Origin of the sequence: Bibersteinia trehalosi (genome assembly GCF_004346205.1) — a bacterium.
GTDB lineage: Bacteria > Pseudomonadota > Gammaproteobacteria > Enterobacterales > Pasteurellaceae > Bibersteinia > Bibersteinia trehalosi.
The window spans coordinates 44,000-60,081 of the sequence record NZ_SMAM01000010.1; the positions used below are offsets into that span (position 1 = coordinate 44,000).

Below are 16,082 nucleotides of genomic sequence, written 5' to 3' on the forward strand. Positions count from 1 at the left end.
GGCGAACCGATGTGTTCGCCCAAAAATCATTAAAATCAATACAACGATAAATCATCAGGAGCATTATTTTGTTTCACATTCTCTTGCGCCGTCTTACCCAAATCCTGCTAGTGATTTGGTCAGTCGGCACATTAACCTTTATGCTCACTCGCCAGCTCTCGGGGGATATGGCATATCGCATAGCTGCCAGCCGCTATGGCTACGATCAAGCGGATTCTGCGGCTGCGGAAGCCGTGCGTGCTGAGCTTGGTTTAGATCTACCTTGGTGGCAAACCTATTTCTCTTGGCTGGGTGATTTAGCGCAATTTAATTTAGGTAAATCACTGGTGAGCGGTGATCCCGTTTGGGAAGAGTTACAGCATCAATTTGGGCATACGCTGGGGCTGGCAATTGTCGCATTAGTCCTTGCCGTGTTGATTGGCCCAACACTCGGCGTGCTGGCAGCTCGTAAACCCAACGGCATTTTTGACCGCTTAACACTAGTATTTAGCAGTCTCTTTCGCTCCGTCCCTGCTTTTATTATCGCTATTGGGCTAATTGCACTTTTTTCCGTGCAGCTACGTTGGCTGCCCTCTGGCGGATATGGCAGTTGGCAACACTTTATTTTGCCTGCCTTAACGCTGGCAATTGGGCTCAGTGCCGTTTCAGTGCGAGTTACTCGCCAAGCAATGGTACAGGTTATGCAATCGGAATATTACCAATTTGCACGCTTAAAAGGATTAAGCCGTTGGCAAACCTTTGTGCGACACAGTATTCGCAATATTGCCGTGCCAGTGATTGCGTATCATAGCGTGCAGTTGATCTACTTAATTGAGGGAGTTGTGATCGTAGAAAGTCTCTTTGCTTGGCCAGGAAGCGGACACGCTCTCGTGCACGCCATTATTGCTCGTGATGTGCCCGTCATTCAAGGCACGGCACTGGTGATGGGGGGATTATTTGTCGTGCTTAATATGATTGCCGATCTCCTATCCGCTTGGATTGACCCACGCATTCGGGAGGGAAATCGTGAATAAATTCACCATCGGACAATGGGCAGGGGCATTTATCTTAGCGTTATTACTCTGCTTTGCTTTTTTACAGCCTTATTTTTACCCTGCTGATATTGGTTTTCAAGATCTCGGCAACATTTTAGCTACCCCAGACAGCGAAAGCTGGTTTGGCACCGATCATTTAGGACGAGATATGCTCGCACGCCTTGCTTCTGCTATTCGTCTCTCATTTGGTTTATCGTTATTTAGTGTTGCCTGTGCGTTGCTCACTGGGCTTGCAACGGGGATTTTGGCTGGCTTATTTGGCTCTTGGATTGATCGAGTGTTCAGTTTTTTATGCGATTTAATTATGGCATTACCAGGATTACTGTTAATTTTGTTGTTTGCAGCGCTTTCACCAGGATCATTCTGGACACTTTATCTCGGTATTTCGTTGGTAATGTGGGTAGAATTTTTCCGTGTTATTCGTGCGATCACCGCCACCATTGCCAGCAGTGCTGAGTTGGAATCTTCTCGCTTAATGGGTATGCCGTTATGGTATTGCATAAAACGCCATCTTTTACCCCGCTTGCTCCCATTGGTGGCAACCTTAACCGCTTTTTCTATCGGTAATGCGATTTTAGCCCTTGCAACACTTGGCTTTGTCAGTGTCGGATTACGCCCACCAACAGCGGAACTTGGGCTAATGATGACGGAACTTTTCCCTTACTACTATCAAGCCCCCTTGATTTTCTTGCAGCCTGTTGCCGCCGTATTTTTATTAGTACTCAGTTTGCAGTTGTTGGCGGGGAAGATTAAATAAACCATATAGAAATGCACAACTCACATTCACAAAATTGATATTATCGTAAATGATTTTAGCGGTCGCCAGCGTGGCGACCCTACATACGAGCATTATTTAAGCTCAGATGTAGGGACGCGATGCTCGCATCCACAAATAAGGCAAAATAGCTATTACAAAAATGACATTACTACACACCAAAAATCTTTCTGTTCAAACCACACAAGGCTTGGAACTTGTTGAACCCATCAGTTTGCAATTGAACGCTGGGCAAAATATCACCATTTTAGGCGAAACAGGTTCAGGTAAAAGTTTGCTTATTCAAGCGATTATGGGCGCCTTGCCCGATGGCTTAAAAGCAAGCGGTGAAATTTCGGTAGAAAATTGCAATATCACTACCGAAAGCGACCGCTTGCAACTGCTTTGGGGTAAAACGCTGGTGATGCTTCCCCAAGAACCACGCCGTTCGCTCGATCCATTGATGGCAATCAATCAACAGCTATGGGAAAGTTATCATTTTGTGGCACAGCAAGAGAGTCTGTCTGCCAAACAGTCCAGTATTCAATATCTGACTCAACTTGGCTTGAAAGAAGCACAAACTCGCTATCCACATCAACTGTCTGGCGGTATGGCACAACGAGCGAGCTTTGCGATAGCAACCGCCGCTGGGGGGAAAATTCTGCTCGCCGATGAGCCGACCAAAGGGCTTGATCCAAACAGCAAAGCCGACGTGATTGCGCTACTCAAACAGGCTTATCAGCAAGGCGGTGGCTTACTCACCATCACACACGATATTGATGTCGCCTGCGAACTTGGCGGCTATATTTTTGTGATGAAAAAGGGCAAATTAGTGGAAAAAGGGCGTGCAACACAGTTACTTTCTCGCCCCCAACACCCTTACACCCAAGCCTTAATCAATGCCGATCCAAAACATTGGCAAGATAGGCAAAAAAATCACCCAACTGCACCGCTTGTTTCAGTTCAAAATCTCAGTGTGGCACGGGGCAAACGCACGCTATTTAGCCATCTTTCCTTTACGCTACATAAAGGCGAAGTGCTGGGGATTGTCGGACGCAGTGGTATTGGCAAAAGCACGCTTGCTGATGTGCTGTGTGGCTTACTCAAACCACAATCGGGAGAGGTGATTTGGCATTCGCAAACCCATAAAAAACACCAAGTGCTAAAACTCTATCAAGATCCACCTGAGGCGTTTGCCCCTAATGTGAGCTTGCAACAACTGCTAGACGATGTGATTGATTACCACCAATTAGATCGCAGCCAAACACCAAGCTTATTGGCTCAACTTTCGCTCAACCCTGAGATTCTAAACCGCACGGCGGAGAGTGTTTCGGGCGGGGAATTGCAACGTGTGGCAATTTTGCGTGCGTTGTTACTCAACCCTGTTTTACTGTTTGCCGATGAAGTTACTTCTCGTTTAGATCCGATTACCCAGCAAGAGGTAATCTCACTTTTAATTGAGCAGTGCCGAGCACGAGATTGTGGGCTGATTTTAGTTAGCCACGATCCTGATTTAATTGAGAAAAGTTGCGATCAAGTGGTGGATTTGGAACAATATATCACCTAATTCCACTTACTGAAGGTAATACCAATGAAAGACAAACCGATTATATCTAATCAACATGGCGCATTAGTGATGGCATTTGTGCCATATCTCTATGCGATTTTTGAAAGCCGGTTTGTCTTAGCACATTTTTGGCTAGGCACAAGCTGGCTGTTTTTATACCTATTTTCCTATCCATTTTTTGGGATTTTTAGCAAGAAAAATAATGAACGGCAGAAAAAATGGGCAAAAATCTACTTTGCGATCAGCTTAGTATTTGCTTTCCCGCTGTTGCTAAACGACTTATCCATTTTGCAATTTTCTTTGCCGATTTTACCGCTTGCATTCATTCAAATTCACTATGCGAAGCAGAAAGACGAACGCAATTTGCTCAATGATATTGCTGGCATTTTAACCTTTGGGGTGATCGGTATGGCAGCCTTTTACCTTGCCACTGCACAATATCATTTTGCAATACTACTCCACCCTACTCTGTTTTTTATTGCAACGACATTTTATGTAAAAAGTGTCGCACGTGAGAGAAAAAATCCGCTATATACAAAGTTAAGCTACGCCTCACATCTTATATTAGGGTTGATTTATGCTTTTTATGGCGCATACAATATTGCTTTTGCTTATTTAATCGGGCTTATCCGAGCCATTATTGTGCCTAAGAAAAAATTGAATATTAAGCAGGTGGGAATATTAGAATTTGCTATCGTGTTGATTTTCTTTATTGCCTTAATTGTATAAAAAATGGATTAGCCAACTGGCTAATCCATTTTTTCTTTAAACATTAAAACGGAAGTGCATCACATCGCCATCTTGGACGATGTAATCTTTCCCTTCTAAACGCCATTTGCCTGCTTCTTTTGCCCCGTTTTCGCCTTTGTATTGAATGAAATCATCATAAGCAATCACTTCGGCGCGGATAAAGCCTTTTTCAAAGTCGGTGTGGATTACGGCTGCCGCTTTTGGTGCGGTTGCACCCACAGAGACTGTCCACGCACGTACTTCTTTTACCCCTGCGGTGAAATAGGTTTGCAGATTAAGCAACGCATAACCTGCACGAATGACACGATTTAAGCCCGGTTCTTCAATGCCTAAATCTTGTAAAAACTCGGTTTTTTCGTCATCGTCTAATTCCGCAATTTCCGCTTCAATCGCGGCACATACTGGCACGACGACCGAACCTTCTTTTGCCGCAAATTCACGCACTTGATCCAAATAAGGGTTATTTTCAAAACCGTCTTCGTTTACGTTTGCGATGTACATGGTTGGTTTTAAGGTCAAGAAGTTATAACCTTTGATCGCGTGCAACTCTTCTTTATCTAACGCCACAGAGCGAATCATTCCGCCATTTTCAAGGGTTGGCAGAATTTTCTCCATAATAGCCAATTCAAATTTCGCTTCTTTATCGCCGCCTTTCGCACGTTTTTGCAAACGCTGAATGGCACGTTCACAGCTTTCCAAGTCTGCCAGTGCCAGCTCGGTATTGATCGTTTCAATATCATCAAGCGGAGAAATTTTGCCTGCAACGTGCACAATATCATCATTCTCAAAGCAGCGTACAACATGTCCAATTGCATCGGTTTCACGAATGTTGCCTAAGAATTTATTACCTAAGCCTTCGCCTTTACTTGCCCCAGCCACTAAACCTGCAATATCCACAAATTCCATAGTGGTTGGCAACACTCGCTCAGGTTTGACAATTTCCGCCAACGCATCTAAACGTGGATCTGGCATTGGTACGACACCTGTATTCGGTTCAATCGTACAAAATGGATAGTTCGCCGCTTCAATCCCTGCCTTAGTTAACGCATTAAAAAGCGTAGATTTCCCGACATTAGGTAAACCTACGATACCGCATTTAAATCCCATATAATGTTCCTTTTATTAAAAATCTTTGCAAAAAATTTATCAAAATTCACCGCTTATAGGGGCGTACTGCGTACGCCCTAATTGCCCGATGATATGTTTTAGGGCGGACACATCGGTCCGCCCCTACAATAATAGGTGCTACGCCTTAAACGCATTTAAGCGATTTGTCGCTTTCACCATGCCATCTTTAAATAGAATGTCCACACAGCGTGCGGCTTCGTCAATCACGCTATCTAGTAGGCGTTGATCTTCGGGGGATGGCTTGCCCAAGACATACCCCGAAACTAGATCTTTTGAACCAGGGTGTCCGATGCCAATACGCACACGATAAAAGGTATTTTTATTGCCTAAACACGCCACAATATCTTTCAAGCCGTTGTGCCCACCGTGTCCGCCACCTTGTTTGATTTTCACTGCCCCAGCAGGTAAATCGAGTTCATCGTGTGCCACTAAAATTTCTTCAGGTTGAATACGGAAAAAGTTTGCCAATGCCCCAACCGCTTTACCGCTTAAATTCATAAAAGTCGTTGGCACAAGCAAACGCACCTCGCCCTGTGGCGTGCTAATTTTGGCTGTTTTGCCAAAGTATTTTGGCTCTTCTTTAAGGCTGACGTTATACATTCGGGCGATTTCATTAATCAGCCATTCGCCCGCATTGTGGCGAGTGCCTTCATATTTCGCACCGGGATTCCCCAGCCCAACAATTAACTTAATTTGCGACATTGAGATGTCCTTGAACAAAAGCTGATATTGTAGAGAATTTAGCAGTTTTTCTCAAGAAGAAGCCTTACAACTTCACGCCTGCACGTTCTAAACTCTGGCGAATTAAGCCCCTTCGCTCTTTCATGTATTCTATGATTTTAGTCCGATTTTCGCCTAAAACTGGCGTGCTAAATTGAATAGCCTTGGTAAGCAAATTAAGCGCATCAAGATATTGAGGAATCGTTAGCATAACTGAGCTGCCATTAAAAATACTGGTTAAAAGCTGAATTTCCTGTGCTGTTAATGTGGGATAAAGTACTCTGAAATAACGGCTTAAGCTCTGCTGAACAGATTTTTTCACTTTTTCTAACTTATGGCTTTCTTGGTTATCGTGCAAACGATATTTCACCAATGGTTCAGGCAAATTCGCGAAGCGTTTACCACATATTGCCAAATGTACCCACATACCATAATCACAAGCTGTTTCAGTGGTATTATAACGCCAATTTAATGGTTTAATCGTGGCATGTCGCCACATTGCTGTTGGGTTAAAGATATTGACTCTCGCTAAAACTAAGTTTGCCTTAATATCTGAATCTGTTAATGGTGCATCCGTTTTATCTAAACCAATCCCTGATTGATCTATTGTTAGCATGTTTGCCCCAACTACATCAATATCTGGGTGTTCATCTAAATAACGAACTTGTGCTTCAAAGCGATATGCCAAGCAAATATCATCCTTGCTACATACTTCACCTGCATATAATTAAGTAAATTAAAAGCAAGTTGGGTTGCTATAGGATCACCGCTATTTTTCTCTAAATGGTACACCCGCAAACGCTGATCTTGTTGTGCAAAGGCTTCTAAAATTTCACCACTGCGATCGGTAGAGGCATCATTAATCGCAAGAATACAAAAATCTGTCAGACTTTGAGCTAACAAGGACTGTAAACATTCCGCTAAATATGCTTCGGCATTGTAAACAGGTAGAATCACAGCTAATTTCACTTATTTCTCCCAAATGAATAAACCAGTATTAATCAAATACTGGTTTACTTACGATATTAAGCCAATTTTTCCGAGCTTGGTTTTCTACGTTTACCGATATTTTTAGTATCTTTATGCCGAGCTTTCACTTTTTTCTTATCAAGTGCTTTTTTCTCTTCTTTTTTCTTTTTCACCCGCGCTTTTTCTTTTTTGCTCACGGTCGGAATTTCACCATCTTTTGGTGCTTTGGTGCGTGGTTCAAGCCCTTCAATAGTGCGTGGTTTTAATGGCTCTTCGGTATAACGTTTAATTTTACCAAGCAATTTATAATCGTGGGCTTCCACTAAACTGACCGCCGAGCCTTTTTTGCCCGCTCGTGCGGTACGCCCAATGCGGTGTAGATAGGTATCCGCACTGTATGGCAAATCAAAATTGATGACAAAATCCACATCATCAATATCAATACCACGAGCTGCAACATCGGTTGCCACTAGCACATTCACGACACCCGATTTTAACCGCTCAATCGCCTGATTACGTTGTGTTTGAGCCATTTCTCCCTCTAAATAGGTAGAACGAATACCACGTTTACGCAATGTTTCGCTCAACTCTCGTACGGTTTCACGTTTACGCACAAACACCACCGCTTTTTCAATCTCAAAATTGCTGACTAAACGAGCCAGTAACTTGGTTTTATGTTCAAGGTTATCTGCGTGATAATACCATTGATTGATTTTTTTACGTTCACGACGGCTTGGTTCTGCATCAATTTGCACGGGATTTTCTAAAATACGCTCGGCAAAATCGGTGAGTAATTCGCCTTCAAGAGTCGCTGAAAATAACCAAGTATGTTTACGCCAACGCGTTTCAGCGGCAATGGTTTCGGCATCTTGCCCATAGCCCATTTGCAACATTCGGTCTGCTTCATCAAAAATCAGTACTTCTACTGAACGGCAGTCAAAATTTTCTTCTTTAATGTATTGCAATAATCTACCTGGGGTTGCGACTACCAGATCTTGATTAGTATTAAAGACTTCACCGTGATTTTGATAGGCAACGCCACCTGTAATGGTTGCAATACTCAAATTGGTGAATTTGGCGAGTTCTTCTGCTTGCTCTGCCACTTGCATCGCCAGCTCACGAGTGGGCGTTAAAACCAAAATGCGTGGCGGGCCTGGTTTGCGGCGAGGGAAATCCAATAGGTGTTGCAATGCCGGCAATAAAAACGCAGCGGTTTTGCCTGTACCTGTTGGGGCTGAGCCCAAAATATCGGTACCATCTAAGGCATTTGGGATCACATCAGCTTGAATGGCAGTGGGGCGTTTATAGCCTTTTTCTTTAATTGCTCTGAGCAATTCGGGAGAAAGATCTAATTCTTCAAAAATTAAAATTGGGTTCATAAAGTTATTTTTCCTAAAAAATCTAGGGGCGTATGCGATACGCCCCTACGTTCAATTACAGATACAGAGCCATTACCACGGCATTTTCACGCCCACCATCAGGCGTTGGATAGTAATTTTTGCGAATATCCACTTCATTAAAGCCAAGAGAATCATAAAGTTGGCGGGCTGGATTGCTTTCTCGCACCTCCAACCATAGCGTTGCCACGCCTTTGTCTTTTAATTGCAAAATAAGCTCAGAAAGCAGCCGCTTGCCATAGCCTTTTCCCTGATAATTAGGATCTATTGCAATATTAAATAAGGTTGCTTCATCTAAAATAATTTGGCTAATCGCAAAGCCGATAATTTCGTTATGTTCGCTCAATTTTAAATTGAGATATTTATCACCTTGGCTATTTAACAAAGTACCTTTTGTCCATGGCACTAGGTGAGCCGCCTGCTCAATTGCAAACAGGCGCTCTAAATCACAGGGTTGAAAAGGTTCAATCATTCAATCACTCTTGGGTTAAGCGGGAAAATCTAAAATTGCTTTCAAGTGAGTCAATTTCGTAAGCAAGTAGGGCGTGTTGATGTTTCAAATGGAGTCGCGGCTTCAGCAGATTTTTGCCGTAACAAGGCAAAAAATGTGAAGTCTAGTGGGCTAAACAAACATTTTTTAACGCAGTGACGGAAAAAATCCGCCAAGGCCCACAGGGTTGTACTTAAAAATAACACTCTCAGCGTCAGAAAATTTGTAAAGGGGACACCATTCACTACATTTTCTTCCTTGATTGTGTCATTTTTACGCGACAACGCTACTTCATTTGAAACATCAACACGCCCTAGTATGATCGCAAAATAAATCAGACCATTCAAGCAAAGAGTCATATTTAACTGCCCACTTTGTAGTACATAGGCAGGTATTTCCTTGCTTACCAATTCCATCATAATGGAGTTTGGTCAGTTCAAACCTCTACATCCTCTATATCTGGAAAGTGTTGCAACATTTGTTGCCATAATTGACGTTTAGTTTGAGCTTGGCTAAGCATCTGCCAACTCGAATGTCGCCAAGCAGTTGAATTTGCAAATTTTTTGACAAATTCATCCGCTTGCTCTTGAGGTGAGATTAACCAAATAAGAGGTGAGTGGGAAATAGTCAAACGTAAAGCTTGCTCTAAACTTAACCACTGATACTCATTGTTATTCAAATTCAGGGCAAGCAAAATATCTGAAAATAATTGGCTTTGGCGGTAATCTTCATCACACACTACCACAAGCTTAATCTGTTGCTCTAAACGAATTTGTGCATCGCCTTTTAAGACTTGTGGCTTGCGCAATACCCATTGAGGAATTTGCATTTGATGTAAGAGTAAATCTCGGCGGTTCATTAGTAGTTATTTATCGTTATATCAACAAGTGCAAGCTTTAATGAAAAATAGGTGTGAGATAGTAGCAAAATTCGCTAAAATGCGGAAACGTTTTGTTATCGTCTATTAACACAAAAGTGAGAGGTGACGTAGCCAGTGTTTATCTTTACTCTTTTCAAAAGAGGCAAGCGCTGTCAAATCTCCAATCTCAAACAAACTCTTATTATATCAATCGAGAAAATAATGTTATCCCTAGAAAGTGAAGTATTAGAGCGCCATCTAGCGCTCTTTAAAAACAAATCGGTCTTGCTCTTTGGTGGCGTATATGATGATTTTGCCTCGCAGCTCAAACACACCCTAAACGTATCTGTATTTAGTAGCTACTTTGATTTTACCCGTTCTCGCGCCAATGTACATTTTGGCTTGGACTGCGAAATATCCGCAGATTTAGCCGTTTTTTATTGGACAAAAAACAAACAAGAATGCCAATATCAATTATTGCAATGGCTTTCTCGCACTGCTGTTGGGCAAGAGATGTTAATTGTCGGTGAAAATCGTGCTGGTGTACGTTCAGTCGAAAAAATGCTTGAGCCATTTGGCGAGATTGCCAAAATTGATTCAGCTCGTCGTTGTGGGCTATACCATTTTAAATTGGAAAACGTACCTACTTTTGATTGCAAAAAATTCTGGAAATCTTACCGCTTACAGGATTTAACCGTGTTTGCACTGCCTGCAGTGTTTAGCTCAGCGGAGTTGGATGGCGGCACAAAATTATTGCTTTCTACTTTTCATAAAGCAGATGGTTTAAAAGGCAAAGTACTCGATCTTGGCTGTGGTGCAGGTGTGATAGGGGCAAGCCTCAAACAGCAATTTCCCAAAATCAAGCTCACCATGAGCGATATTCACGCAATGGCATTAACGTCTTCACTACGTACATTAAACGAAAATAGTCTAGCCGGCGAAGTATTAGCCAGCGATGTTTTTTCACATATTGAAGAACGTTTTGATCTTATCGTTTCTAACCCGCCATTCCACGACGGCATTGATACAGCCTATCAAGCGGTGGAAAATCTGATCAAAAATGCAAAATCACACTTAAATAAAGGTGGAGAATTACGCATTGTTGCCAATGCATTTTTACCTTATCCCGATTTGCTCGAACAGGCATTCGGCAAATTTGAAGTATTAGCCAAAACAGGTAAATTTAAAGTCTATTCAGTAAAAGCTTAAAACAAAAAACGGTGCATTCGCACCGTTTTTTATTGCATGATTATGCAGGATGACGTTCTGCTACTTCTTTTAGCAACGCCTGTAATTCACCTTTCTGTGCCATTTCTAACACGATATCACAACCACCAATTAATTCGCCTTCCACCCATAATTGTGGGAATGTTGGCCAGTTTGCGAATTTTGGTAATTCTGCACGAATATCAGGGTTAGTTAAAATATCCACATAGCCGAAAGGCACTTGGCAGTTAATTACCGCTTCCACTGCACGAGCAGAGAATCCGCAAGATGGGAATTTTGGCGAACCTTTCATATAAAGCAGAATTGGATTTTCGCTAATTTGTTTTTTGATTTTGTCGATAGTTTCCATTTTGTTTCCTTATTGAGATGTGGGCGTATGCTATACGCCCAAAAGATAATTTACTTCGCAATACGTTTATATTTCATACGATGAGGTTGAGTGGCTTCTGCACCAAAGGTTTTCTTTTTCCACTCTTCGTAGTCGGAGAAGTTACCTTCGTAGAACGTGACTTTGCCTTCATCGCCGTAATCTAAAATATGGGTAGCGATACGGTCTAAGAACCAGCGGTCGTGCGAGATCACCATTGCACAACCAGGGAACTCTAAAATCGCATTTTCCAATGCACGCAAGGTTTCCACGTCTAAATCATTGGTCGGTTCGTCCAATAACAGCACATTACCACCACGTTGTAAAAGTTTCGCTAAGTGTAAACGACCACGTTCACCACCAGACAATTCCCCTACTCGTTTTTGCTGATCTACACCTTTAAAATTGAAACGCCCTACATAAGCACGGCTTGGGATCTCAAAGTTACCAATCGCCAACATATCTTGCCCATTAGACACTTCTTCCCACACGGTTTTCTTATCGTCCATAGCATCACGGAACTGATCCACAGACGCAAGCACTACCGTTTCTCCCATCGTGATTGAACCGCTATCTGGCTGTTCTTGTCCAGAAAGCATACGGAAGAGCGTAGATTTACCTGCACCATTCGCCCCGATAATCCCGACAATTGCACCTTTTGGAATACTGAACGAGAGATTATCAATTAATGTGCGATCACCGTAAGATTTAGTCAGATTTTGCACTTCAATCACTTTATCCCCTAAGCGTGGACCTGGTGGAATAAAGAGTTCGTTGGTTTCGTTACGTTTTTGGTATTCGCCACTGTTAAGCTCTTCAAAACGTGCCATACGCGCTTTACTTTTCGCTTGGCGACCTTTTGGATTTTGACGTACCCATTCCAACTCTTTCTCAATCGATTTTTGGCGAGCTGATTCTGCGGCTTGCTCTTGAGCAAGACGTTTTTCTTTCTGCTCTAACCAAGAAGAGTAGTTGCCTTCCCAAGGAATACCTTCACCACGGTCAAGTTCCAAGATCCAGCCGGCAACGTTGTCTAAGAAGTAACGGTCGTGGGTAATTGCCACTACAGTGCCTTCGTAGTCGTGGAGGAAACGCTCCAACCACGCCACGGATTCCGCATCTAAGTGGTTGGTTGGTTCGTCTAACAATAACATATCCGGTTTTTCCAGCAACAGACGGCAAAGTGCCACTCGGCGACGTTCGCCCCCTGATAAATGTTCAATTTTCGCATCCCAATCTGGTAAACGCAGTGCATCTGCTGCACGCTCTAATTGGTTTTGTAGATTATGCCCATCATGCGCTTGAATAATCGCTTCTAATTCAGCTTGTTTTGAGGCGAGTTTATCAAAATCCGCATCCGGATCTGCATAAAGTGCATAAACTTCATCTAACTGGGTTAAGGCGTTTTTTACTTCTGCCACGGCTTCTTCCACCGCTTCACGCACGGTTTGTTGCGGTTCTAATTTCGGCTCTTGTGGCAAATAGCCAATTTTAATCCCTGGTTGTGGGCGAGCTTCACCTTCAAACTCTTTATCCACACCCGCCATAATGCGGAGCAAAGTAGATTTACCCGCACCATTTAAGCCTAGTACCCCGATTTTTGCACCAGGGAAAAAGCTCAGGGAAATATCTTTAAGAATATGACGCTTCGGTGGCACAACTTTGCCGACACGGTGCATCGTATATACAAATTGAGTGGACATTATCATTCCTTCTTCATAAAAAATTGAGTCTATTCTACTTGAATTCGCACTAGAAATATAGGGCAAACAAGCGCCACGTTTTCAACAAAAAAATGCAAAACCCTATGCAGAGACTACATAGGGTTTTAGTTCAAAATTTGCGATTACGCTTAAGTTAGATTACCACTGATAACCCACGCTTGCCGCGGCACCAGTATCGCCTCGGGTGTTTGTATTCAGTGAGAATTTCACACCAATCTTACCATTATCAGATAGGCGAGAATAACCCACCGCTAGTGCACTTTCGCCTTTGAAAGTACCAGCCCCCGCAGACACCATAGACTTACCAGGTAAAGTTGCATGATATAAACCTGCTGTTGCGGTTGCTCCTGCAATACCCGCACGTAAGTTTTTATCTACTTTGTTAATATGATTATTAACATTGCCTATCGCACCTTTTAACTGGTTCACGTTCACTGCATCTGTGCCATTTTGTCCTGGCGCCACATTAGTAATGCGGGTTGGAGCATCTATTGTGCCAACACTTAGCTCTTTAACCCCATCTTCTGCGGTATTCACAGACAATTTAACACCATTATTACCACCAATTTGAACCGTATTAAATACAGGATCCATAGAGGTTGCAATTGCAATATTATTGCCATTACGGGTGATTTCGATATTGTTACCTGCATTCACATTAACGGTATTACCCGCTTTTACTTGACTTGCAGTCGTATCGCTACCTTCTGTCACTTTACCTGTTGAGCCTTCAACCACAGTAGAATTTACATTCCATGCAATGCTATTAACGGTTTGGGCTAAAGTCGTTGCATTCACGTAACCACTACCATCTGCCGGCATTGCAACAGAGCCATTTTGATTGATGGTTGGTGCATTTGCAGTATTCACGTTAAAGCTGATGTCCACACCTCCACGGTTATTTTTGTTTACAGTAGCAGTTGTACCTGAACCATTCACAAAATTCACCATATCGCCTGGATTAATCAACTCACTGCTACCATCAGTTAATGCAATATTCCAACCGGAGTTGTTAATTGCATTAGCAATATCGCCAACTGTAGCGATATTACCATTAGTGGTATTCGCTATCACTGAACCATTAGTAGTAGGAGAAATATCCCCTGTTGTTACACCAACAGTATAAGTGGTTAAGCCTTTCGCAGTTGTGGTACTCGTTATTGCAATATTATTGCCAGCTTCAACAACTGTTTTCTCTGCATTCACGGTATAGACCGTTGAACCATCTGCATTGGTTGTGCTTGTCACTGTAGTGTAGTTACCCGCTTCAACGCCAGATCTACTCGCTTTTAACTGGGAGAGGTTCACCGCATCTGATGCATTGGTACCATTTGCTACATTGCTGATAGTTGCGTTATTTACGCTAATATCGCCATCATTCAAGCTAATATTAGTGCCGTTACCATTGCCAATATTAGAAATATTAGTCAAATTAGATGCGAGATCAAATGTGATGTTACCCGCATTTTGAGTAATAACAATATTGCCATCACCATTGTTTAAATCAACAGCGGTATTTGGTTTCACATTATGACTATCAGTTGCATTATTAGTCGTGATATTCCAACCTGCATTAGCAGTAGCATTTACTTTTTCTAGCTGATCAACATTCACAGCATCAGTGCCATTTACGCCTGCTTTCACATTTGTAATCGTTGCATTATTAACATTGATAGTCCCGTCATTTAATGAAATGCTGGTATTGCCATTGCTAATTGAGCTGATATTGCTTAAATCACCTTCTACACTTACTTTGTAAGTTGTTAAGCCATCACCACTAGTTGTCGTTGCCACATTAACGTTTGTACCTGCTTCTACTACAGATTTCTCAGCATTTACCGTGTAAGTTGTTGAGCCGTCTGTATTAGTTGTCGAAGTCACACTCGTATAATTGCCCGCTTGGACATAACTTCTACTTGCATTTAATTGGTTCAGATTTACAGCATCTGTACCGTTAGTTGCATTAGAGACATTGGTAATAGTAGCGCCACCAACATCAACAGAGTTATTGCCTAAGCTAATTGTCGTATTAGCATTGCTAATAGAAGTAATATTGGTTAAATCGCCTTCTACACTTACATTGTAAGTTGTTAAGCCATTACCATCTGTGCTACTTGCTAAATTTACATTGTTTCCTGCTTCAACTGCGGTATGGTTTGCATTCACAATATAGTTAGTTGAGCCATCTGCATTAGTTGTAGTACTCACACGAACATGGTTACCATTTTCCACTGCAGTTCTGCTCGCATTTAGTTGTTGTAAATTCACAGCGTCTGTTGCGTTAGTTGCATTCGCAACATTTGTTACAGTCGCATTATTAACATTCACAACATTGCGATTATCTGCATCCCCTAAGGTAATCGTTGTGCCGTTATTATTAGAAATTGAGTTAATTTCTTGTAACTCTCTTGCCATTCTAACGACCAATACACCATTTTCATTGTCAATACGCAGGTTTTTATCTGTCACTGCCGCATTTACCGATGCTCTACCAAGAATTTCTAAGGTTTCGCCCAGTTTTTTCGCAATTTCATTGCCGGTATCACCTTTGAATTTCAAGCCATCATCTAGGGTGGCAATCTCATGGGTTGTGCCGTTGGCATCGGTATAAACCACACGAGTCATTGTCTCGCCGTCTTTACCATCTAAGCCATGTTTACCTTCTGCAACGGTCATTGAGGCATTCACACTATCCTTGCCGTTGATGCCAATAGTGCCGTTACCGTAAATGCTTACACCATCTTTGCCATCTGCACCTTTCGCGCTGATTTGACCATCTTTGCCATCTTTACCACCAACAGATAAAGTGCTATTCAAACCAAAGGTGATGTTACCGTTTTCTTGGCTGATCACAATGTTGCCATCTGCATTGCGCAGATCAACCGTTGCATTTGGTTTCACCACATAAGATTTATCACCAGTATTGGTGCTGATTGTCCAGCCCGCATTTGCTGTTGCATTCACTTTTTCTAGCTGATCAACATTTACCGCATCCGTGCCGTTCACACCTGGTGCAACATGAGAAATCGTACTGTTGTTTACATTTACCGTACCATTGCCCAAATTCACTGTGGTGTTGCCACCGGTTAAAGTTGT

General features: G+C 42.4%; 16 protein-coding genes. 5 read left to right on the forward strand and 11 right to left on the reverse strand.

The window, feature by feature from the left end:
• Positions 1-68 precede the first annotated feature (68 nt).
• The 4 genes from EDC51_RS09935 to EDC51_RS09950 all read left to right on the forward strand — a co-directional run bounded on the left by EDC51_RS09935 (position 69) and on the right by EDC51_RS09950 (position 4,084).
• A complete protein-coding gene (locus EDC51_RS09935) occupies positions 69-1,013 on the forward strand; it encodes an ABC transporter permease (RefSeq protein ID WP_131928855.1) in 945 nt (314 codons plus the stop codon).
• Entirely contained in the window at positions 1,006-1,791 is a 786-nt protein-coding gene (locus EDC51_RS09940; RefSeq protein WP_131928856.1) for an ABC transporter permease, read from the forward strand. Before EDC51_RS09935 ends, EDC51_RS09940 begins: the two co-directional genes overlap by 8 nt.
• A gap of 160 nt (positions 1,792-1,951) precedes the next feature.
• Complete coding sequence (locus EDC51_RS09945; protein ID WP_131928857.1) at positions 1,952-3,355, forward strand: ABC transporter ATP-binding protein; 1,404 nt, start codon at positions 1,952-1,954, stop codon at positions 3,353-3,355.
• A gap of 24 nt (positions 3,356-3,379) precedes the next feature.
• A complete protein-coding gene (locus EDC51_RS09950) occupies positions 3,380-4,084 on the forward strand; it encodes a YwiC-like family protein (RefSeq protein ID WP_131928858.1) in 705 nt (234 codons plus the stop codon).
• 36 nt (positions 4,085-4,120) lie between these two features.
• On the opposite strand, the gene ychF is transcribed toward EDC51_RS09950, so the two are convergent.
• The 8 genes from ychF to EDC51_RS09990 all read right to left on the reverse strand — a co-directional run bounded on the left by ychF (position 4,121) and on the right by EDC51_RS09990 (position 9,668).
• Complete coding sequence (gene ychF, locus EDC51_RS09955) at positions 4,121-5,212, reverse strand: redox-regulated ATPase YchF (protein WP_131928859.1); 1,092 nt, start codon at positions 5,210-5,212, stop codon at positions 4,121-4,123.
• Between the two features lie 138 nt (positions 5,213-5,350).
• Entirely contained in the window at positions 5,351-5,935 is a 585-nt protein-coding gene (pth, locus tag EDC51_RS09960; protein WP_131928860.1) for an aminoacyl-tRNA hydrolase, read from the reverse strand.
• Between the two features lie 64 nt (positions 5,936-5,999).
• Positions 6,000-6,641: a glycosyltransferase family protein gene (locus EDC51_RS09965; RefSeq protein ID WP_131928861.1), complete on the reverse strand. Its 642-nt coding sequence runs from the start codon at positions 6,639-6,641 to the stop codon at positions 6,000-6,002.
• A complete protein-coding gene (locus EDC51_RS09970; protein ID WP_131928862.1) occupies positions 6,605-6,922 on the reverse strand; it encodes a glycosyltransferase family 2 protein in 318 nt (105 codons plus the stop codon). The genes EDC51_RS09965 and EDC51_RS09970 overlap by 37 nt, the downstream gene beginning before the upstream one ends.
• A gap of 56 nt (positions 6,923-6,978) precedes the next feature.
• The gene (srmB, locus tag EDC51_RS09975; protein ID WP_131928863.1) at positions 6,979-8,301 is read right to left on the reverse strand and encodes an ATP-dependent RNA helicase SrmB; all 1,323 of its coding nucleotides are present in this window, start codon (positions 8,299-8,301) and stop codon (positions 6,979-6,981) included.
• Positions 8,302-8,356: 55 nt separating this feature from the next.
• The gene (rimI, locus tag EDC51_RS09980; protein ID WP_015432157.1) at positions 8,357-8,791 is read right to left on the reverse strand and encodes a ribosomal protein S18-alanine N-acetyltransferase; all 435 of its coding nucleotides are present in this window, start codon (positions 8,789-8,791) and stop codon (positions 8,357-8,359) included.
• 50 nt (positions 8,792-8,841) lie between these two features.
• Positions 8,842-9,228, reverse strand: coding sequence for a hypothetical protein (locus EDC51_RS09985; protein ID WP_025267190.1), 387 nt, complete (start codon positions 9,226-9,228; stop codon positions 8,842-8,844).
• Between the two features lie 17 nt (positions 9,229-9,245).
• Entirely contained in the window at positions 9,246-9,668 is a 423-nt protein-coding gene (locus tag EDC51_RS09990) for a DNA polymerase III subunit psi (RefSeq protein ID WP_015432155.1), read from the reverse strand.
• Positions 9,669-9,890: 222 nt separating this feature from the next.
• Here EDC51_RS09990 and rsmC point away from each other — a divergent pair, with 222 nt between their 5' ends.
• On the forward strand, positions 9,891-10,877 hold the full coding sequence (rsmC, locus tag EDC51_RS09995) for a 16S rRNA (guanine(1207)-N(2))-methyltransferase RsmC (RefSeq protein ID WP_131928864.1): 987 nt from the start codon (positions 9,891-9,893) through the stop codon (positions 10,875-10,877).
• Between the two features lie 40 nt (positions 10,878-10,917).
• Here rsmC and grxD read toward each other — a convergent pair whose 3' ends face one another.
• The 3 genes from grxD to EDC51_RS10010 form a co-directional block, all read right to left on the reverse strand.
• Complete coding sequence (gene grxD, locus EDC51_RS10000; protein WP_015432153.1) at positions 10,918-11,244, reverse strand: Grx4 family monothiol glutaredoxin; 327 nt, start codon at positions 11,242-11,244, stop codon at positions 10,918-10,920.
• A 50-nt stretch (positions 11,245-11,294) separates the two neighbouring features.
• Positions 11,295-12,965 carry an energy-dependent translational throttle protein EttA gene (ettA, locus tag EDC51_RS10005; protein WP_131928865.1) on the reverse strand — a complete coding sequence of 557 codons (1,671 nt, stop codon included), beginning with the start codon at positions 12,963-12,965 and terminating at the stop codon, positions 11,295-11,297.
• Between the two features lie 159 nt (positions 12,966-13,124).
• Positions 13,125-16,082 (reverse strand): YadA family autotransporter adhesin (locus EDC51_RS10010; RefSeq protein ID WP_211335008.1); only part of this gene is annotated, 2,958 nt, incomplete at its 5' end.

Bases quoted from the DNA above. Each gene is read 5' to 3' on its own strand.
- rsmC (WP_131928864.1), top strand. From the start codon at position 9,891: ATGTTATCCCTAGAAAGTGAAGTATTAGAGCGCCATCTAGCGCTCTTT.
- EDC51_RS09990 (WP_015432155.1), bottom strand. From the start codon at position 9,668: ATGAACCGCCGAGATTTACTCTTACATCAAATGCAAATTCCTCAATGG.
- EDC51_RS09985 (WP_025267190.1), bottom strand. From the start codon at position 9,228: ATGATGGAATTGGTAAGCAAGGAAATACCTGCCTATGTACTACAAAGT.
- ettA (WP_131928865.1), bottom strand. From the start codon at position 12,965: ATGTCCACTCAATTTGTATATACGATGCACCGTGTCGGCAAAGTTGTG.
- EDC51_RS09945 (WP_131928857.1), top strand. From the start codon at position 1,952: ATGACATTACTACACACCAAAAATCTTTCTGTTCAAACCACACAAGGC.
- ychF (WP_131928859.1), bottom strand. From the start codon at position 5,212: ATGGGATTTAAATGCGGTATCGTAGGTTTACCTAATGTCGGGAAATCT.
- rimI (WP_015432157.1), bottom strand. From the start codon at position 8,791: ATGATTGAACCTTTTCAACCCTGTGATTTAGAGCGCCTGTTTGCAATT.
- pth (WP_131928860.1), bottom strand. From the start codon at position 5,935: ATGTCGCAAATTAAGTTAATTGTTGGGCTGGGGAATCCCGGTGCGAAA.
- EDC51_RS09950 (WP_131928858.1), top strand. From the start codon at position 3,380: ATGAAAGACAAACCGATTATATCTAATCAACATGGCGCATTAGTGATG.
- srmB (WP_131928863.1), bottom strand. From the start codon at position 8,301: ATGAACCCAATTTTAATTTTTGAAGAATTAGATCTTTCTCCCGAATTG.
- grxD (WP_015432153.1), bottom strand. From the start codon at position 11,244: ATGGAAACTATCGACAAAATCAAAAAACAAATTAGCGAAAATCCAATT.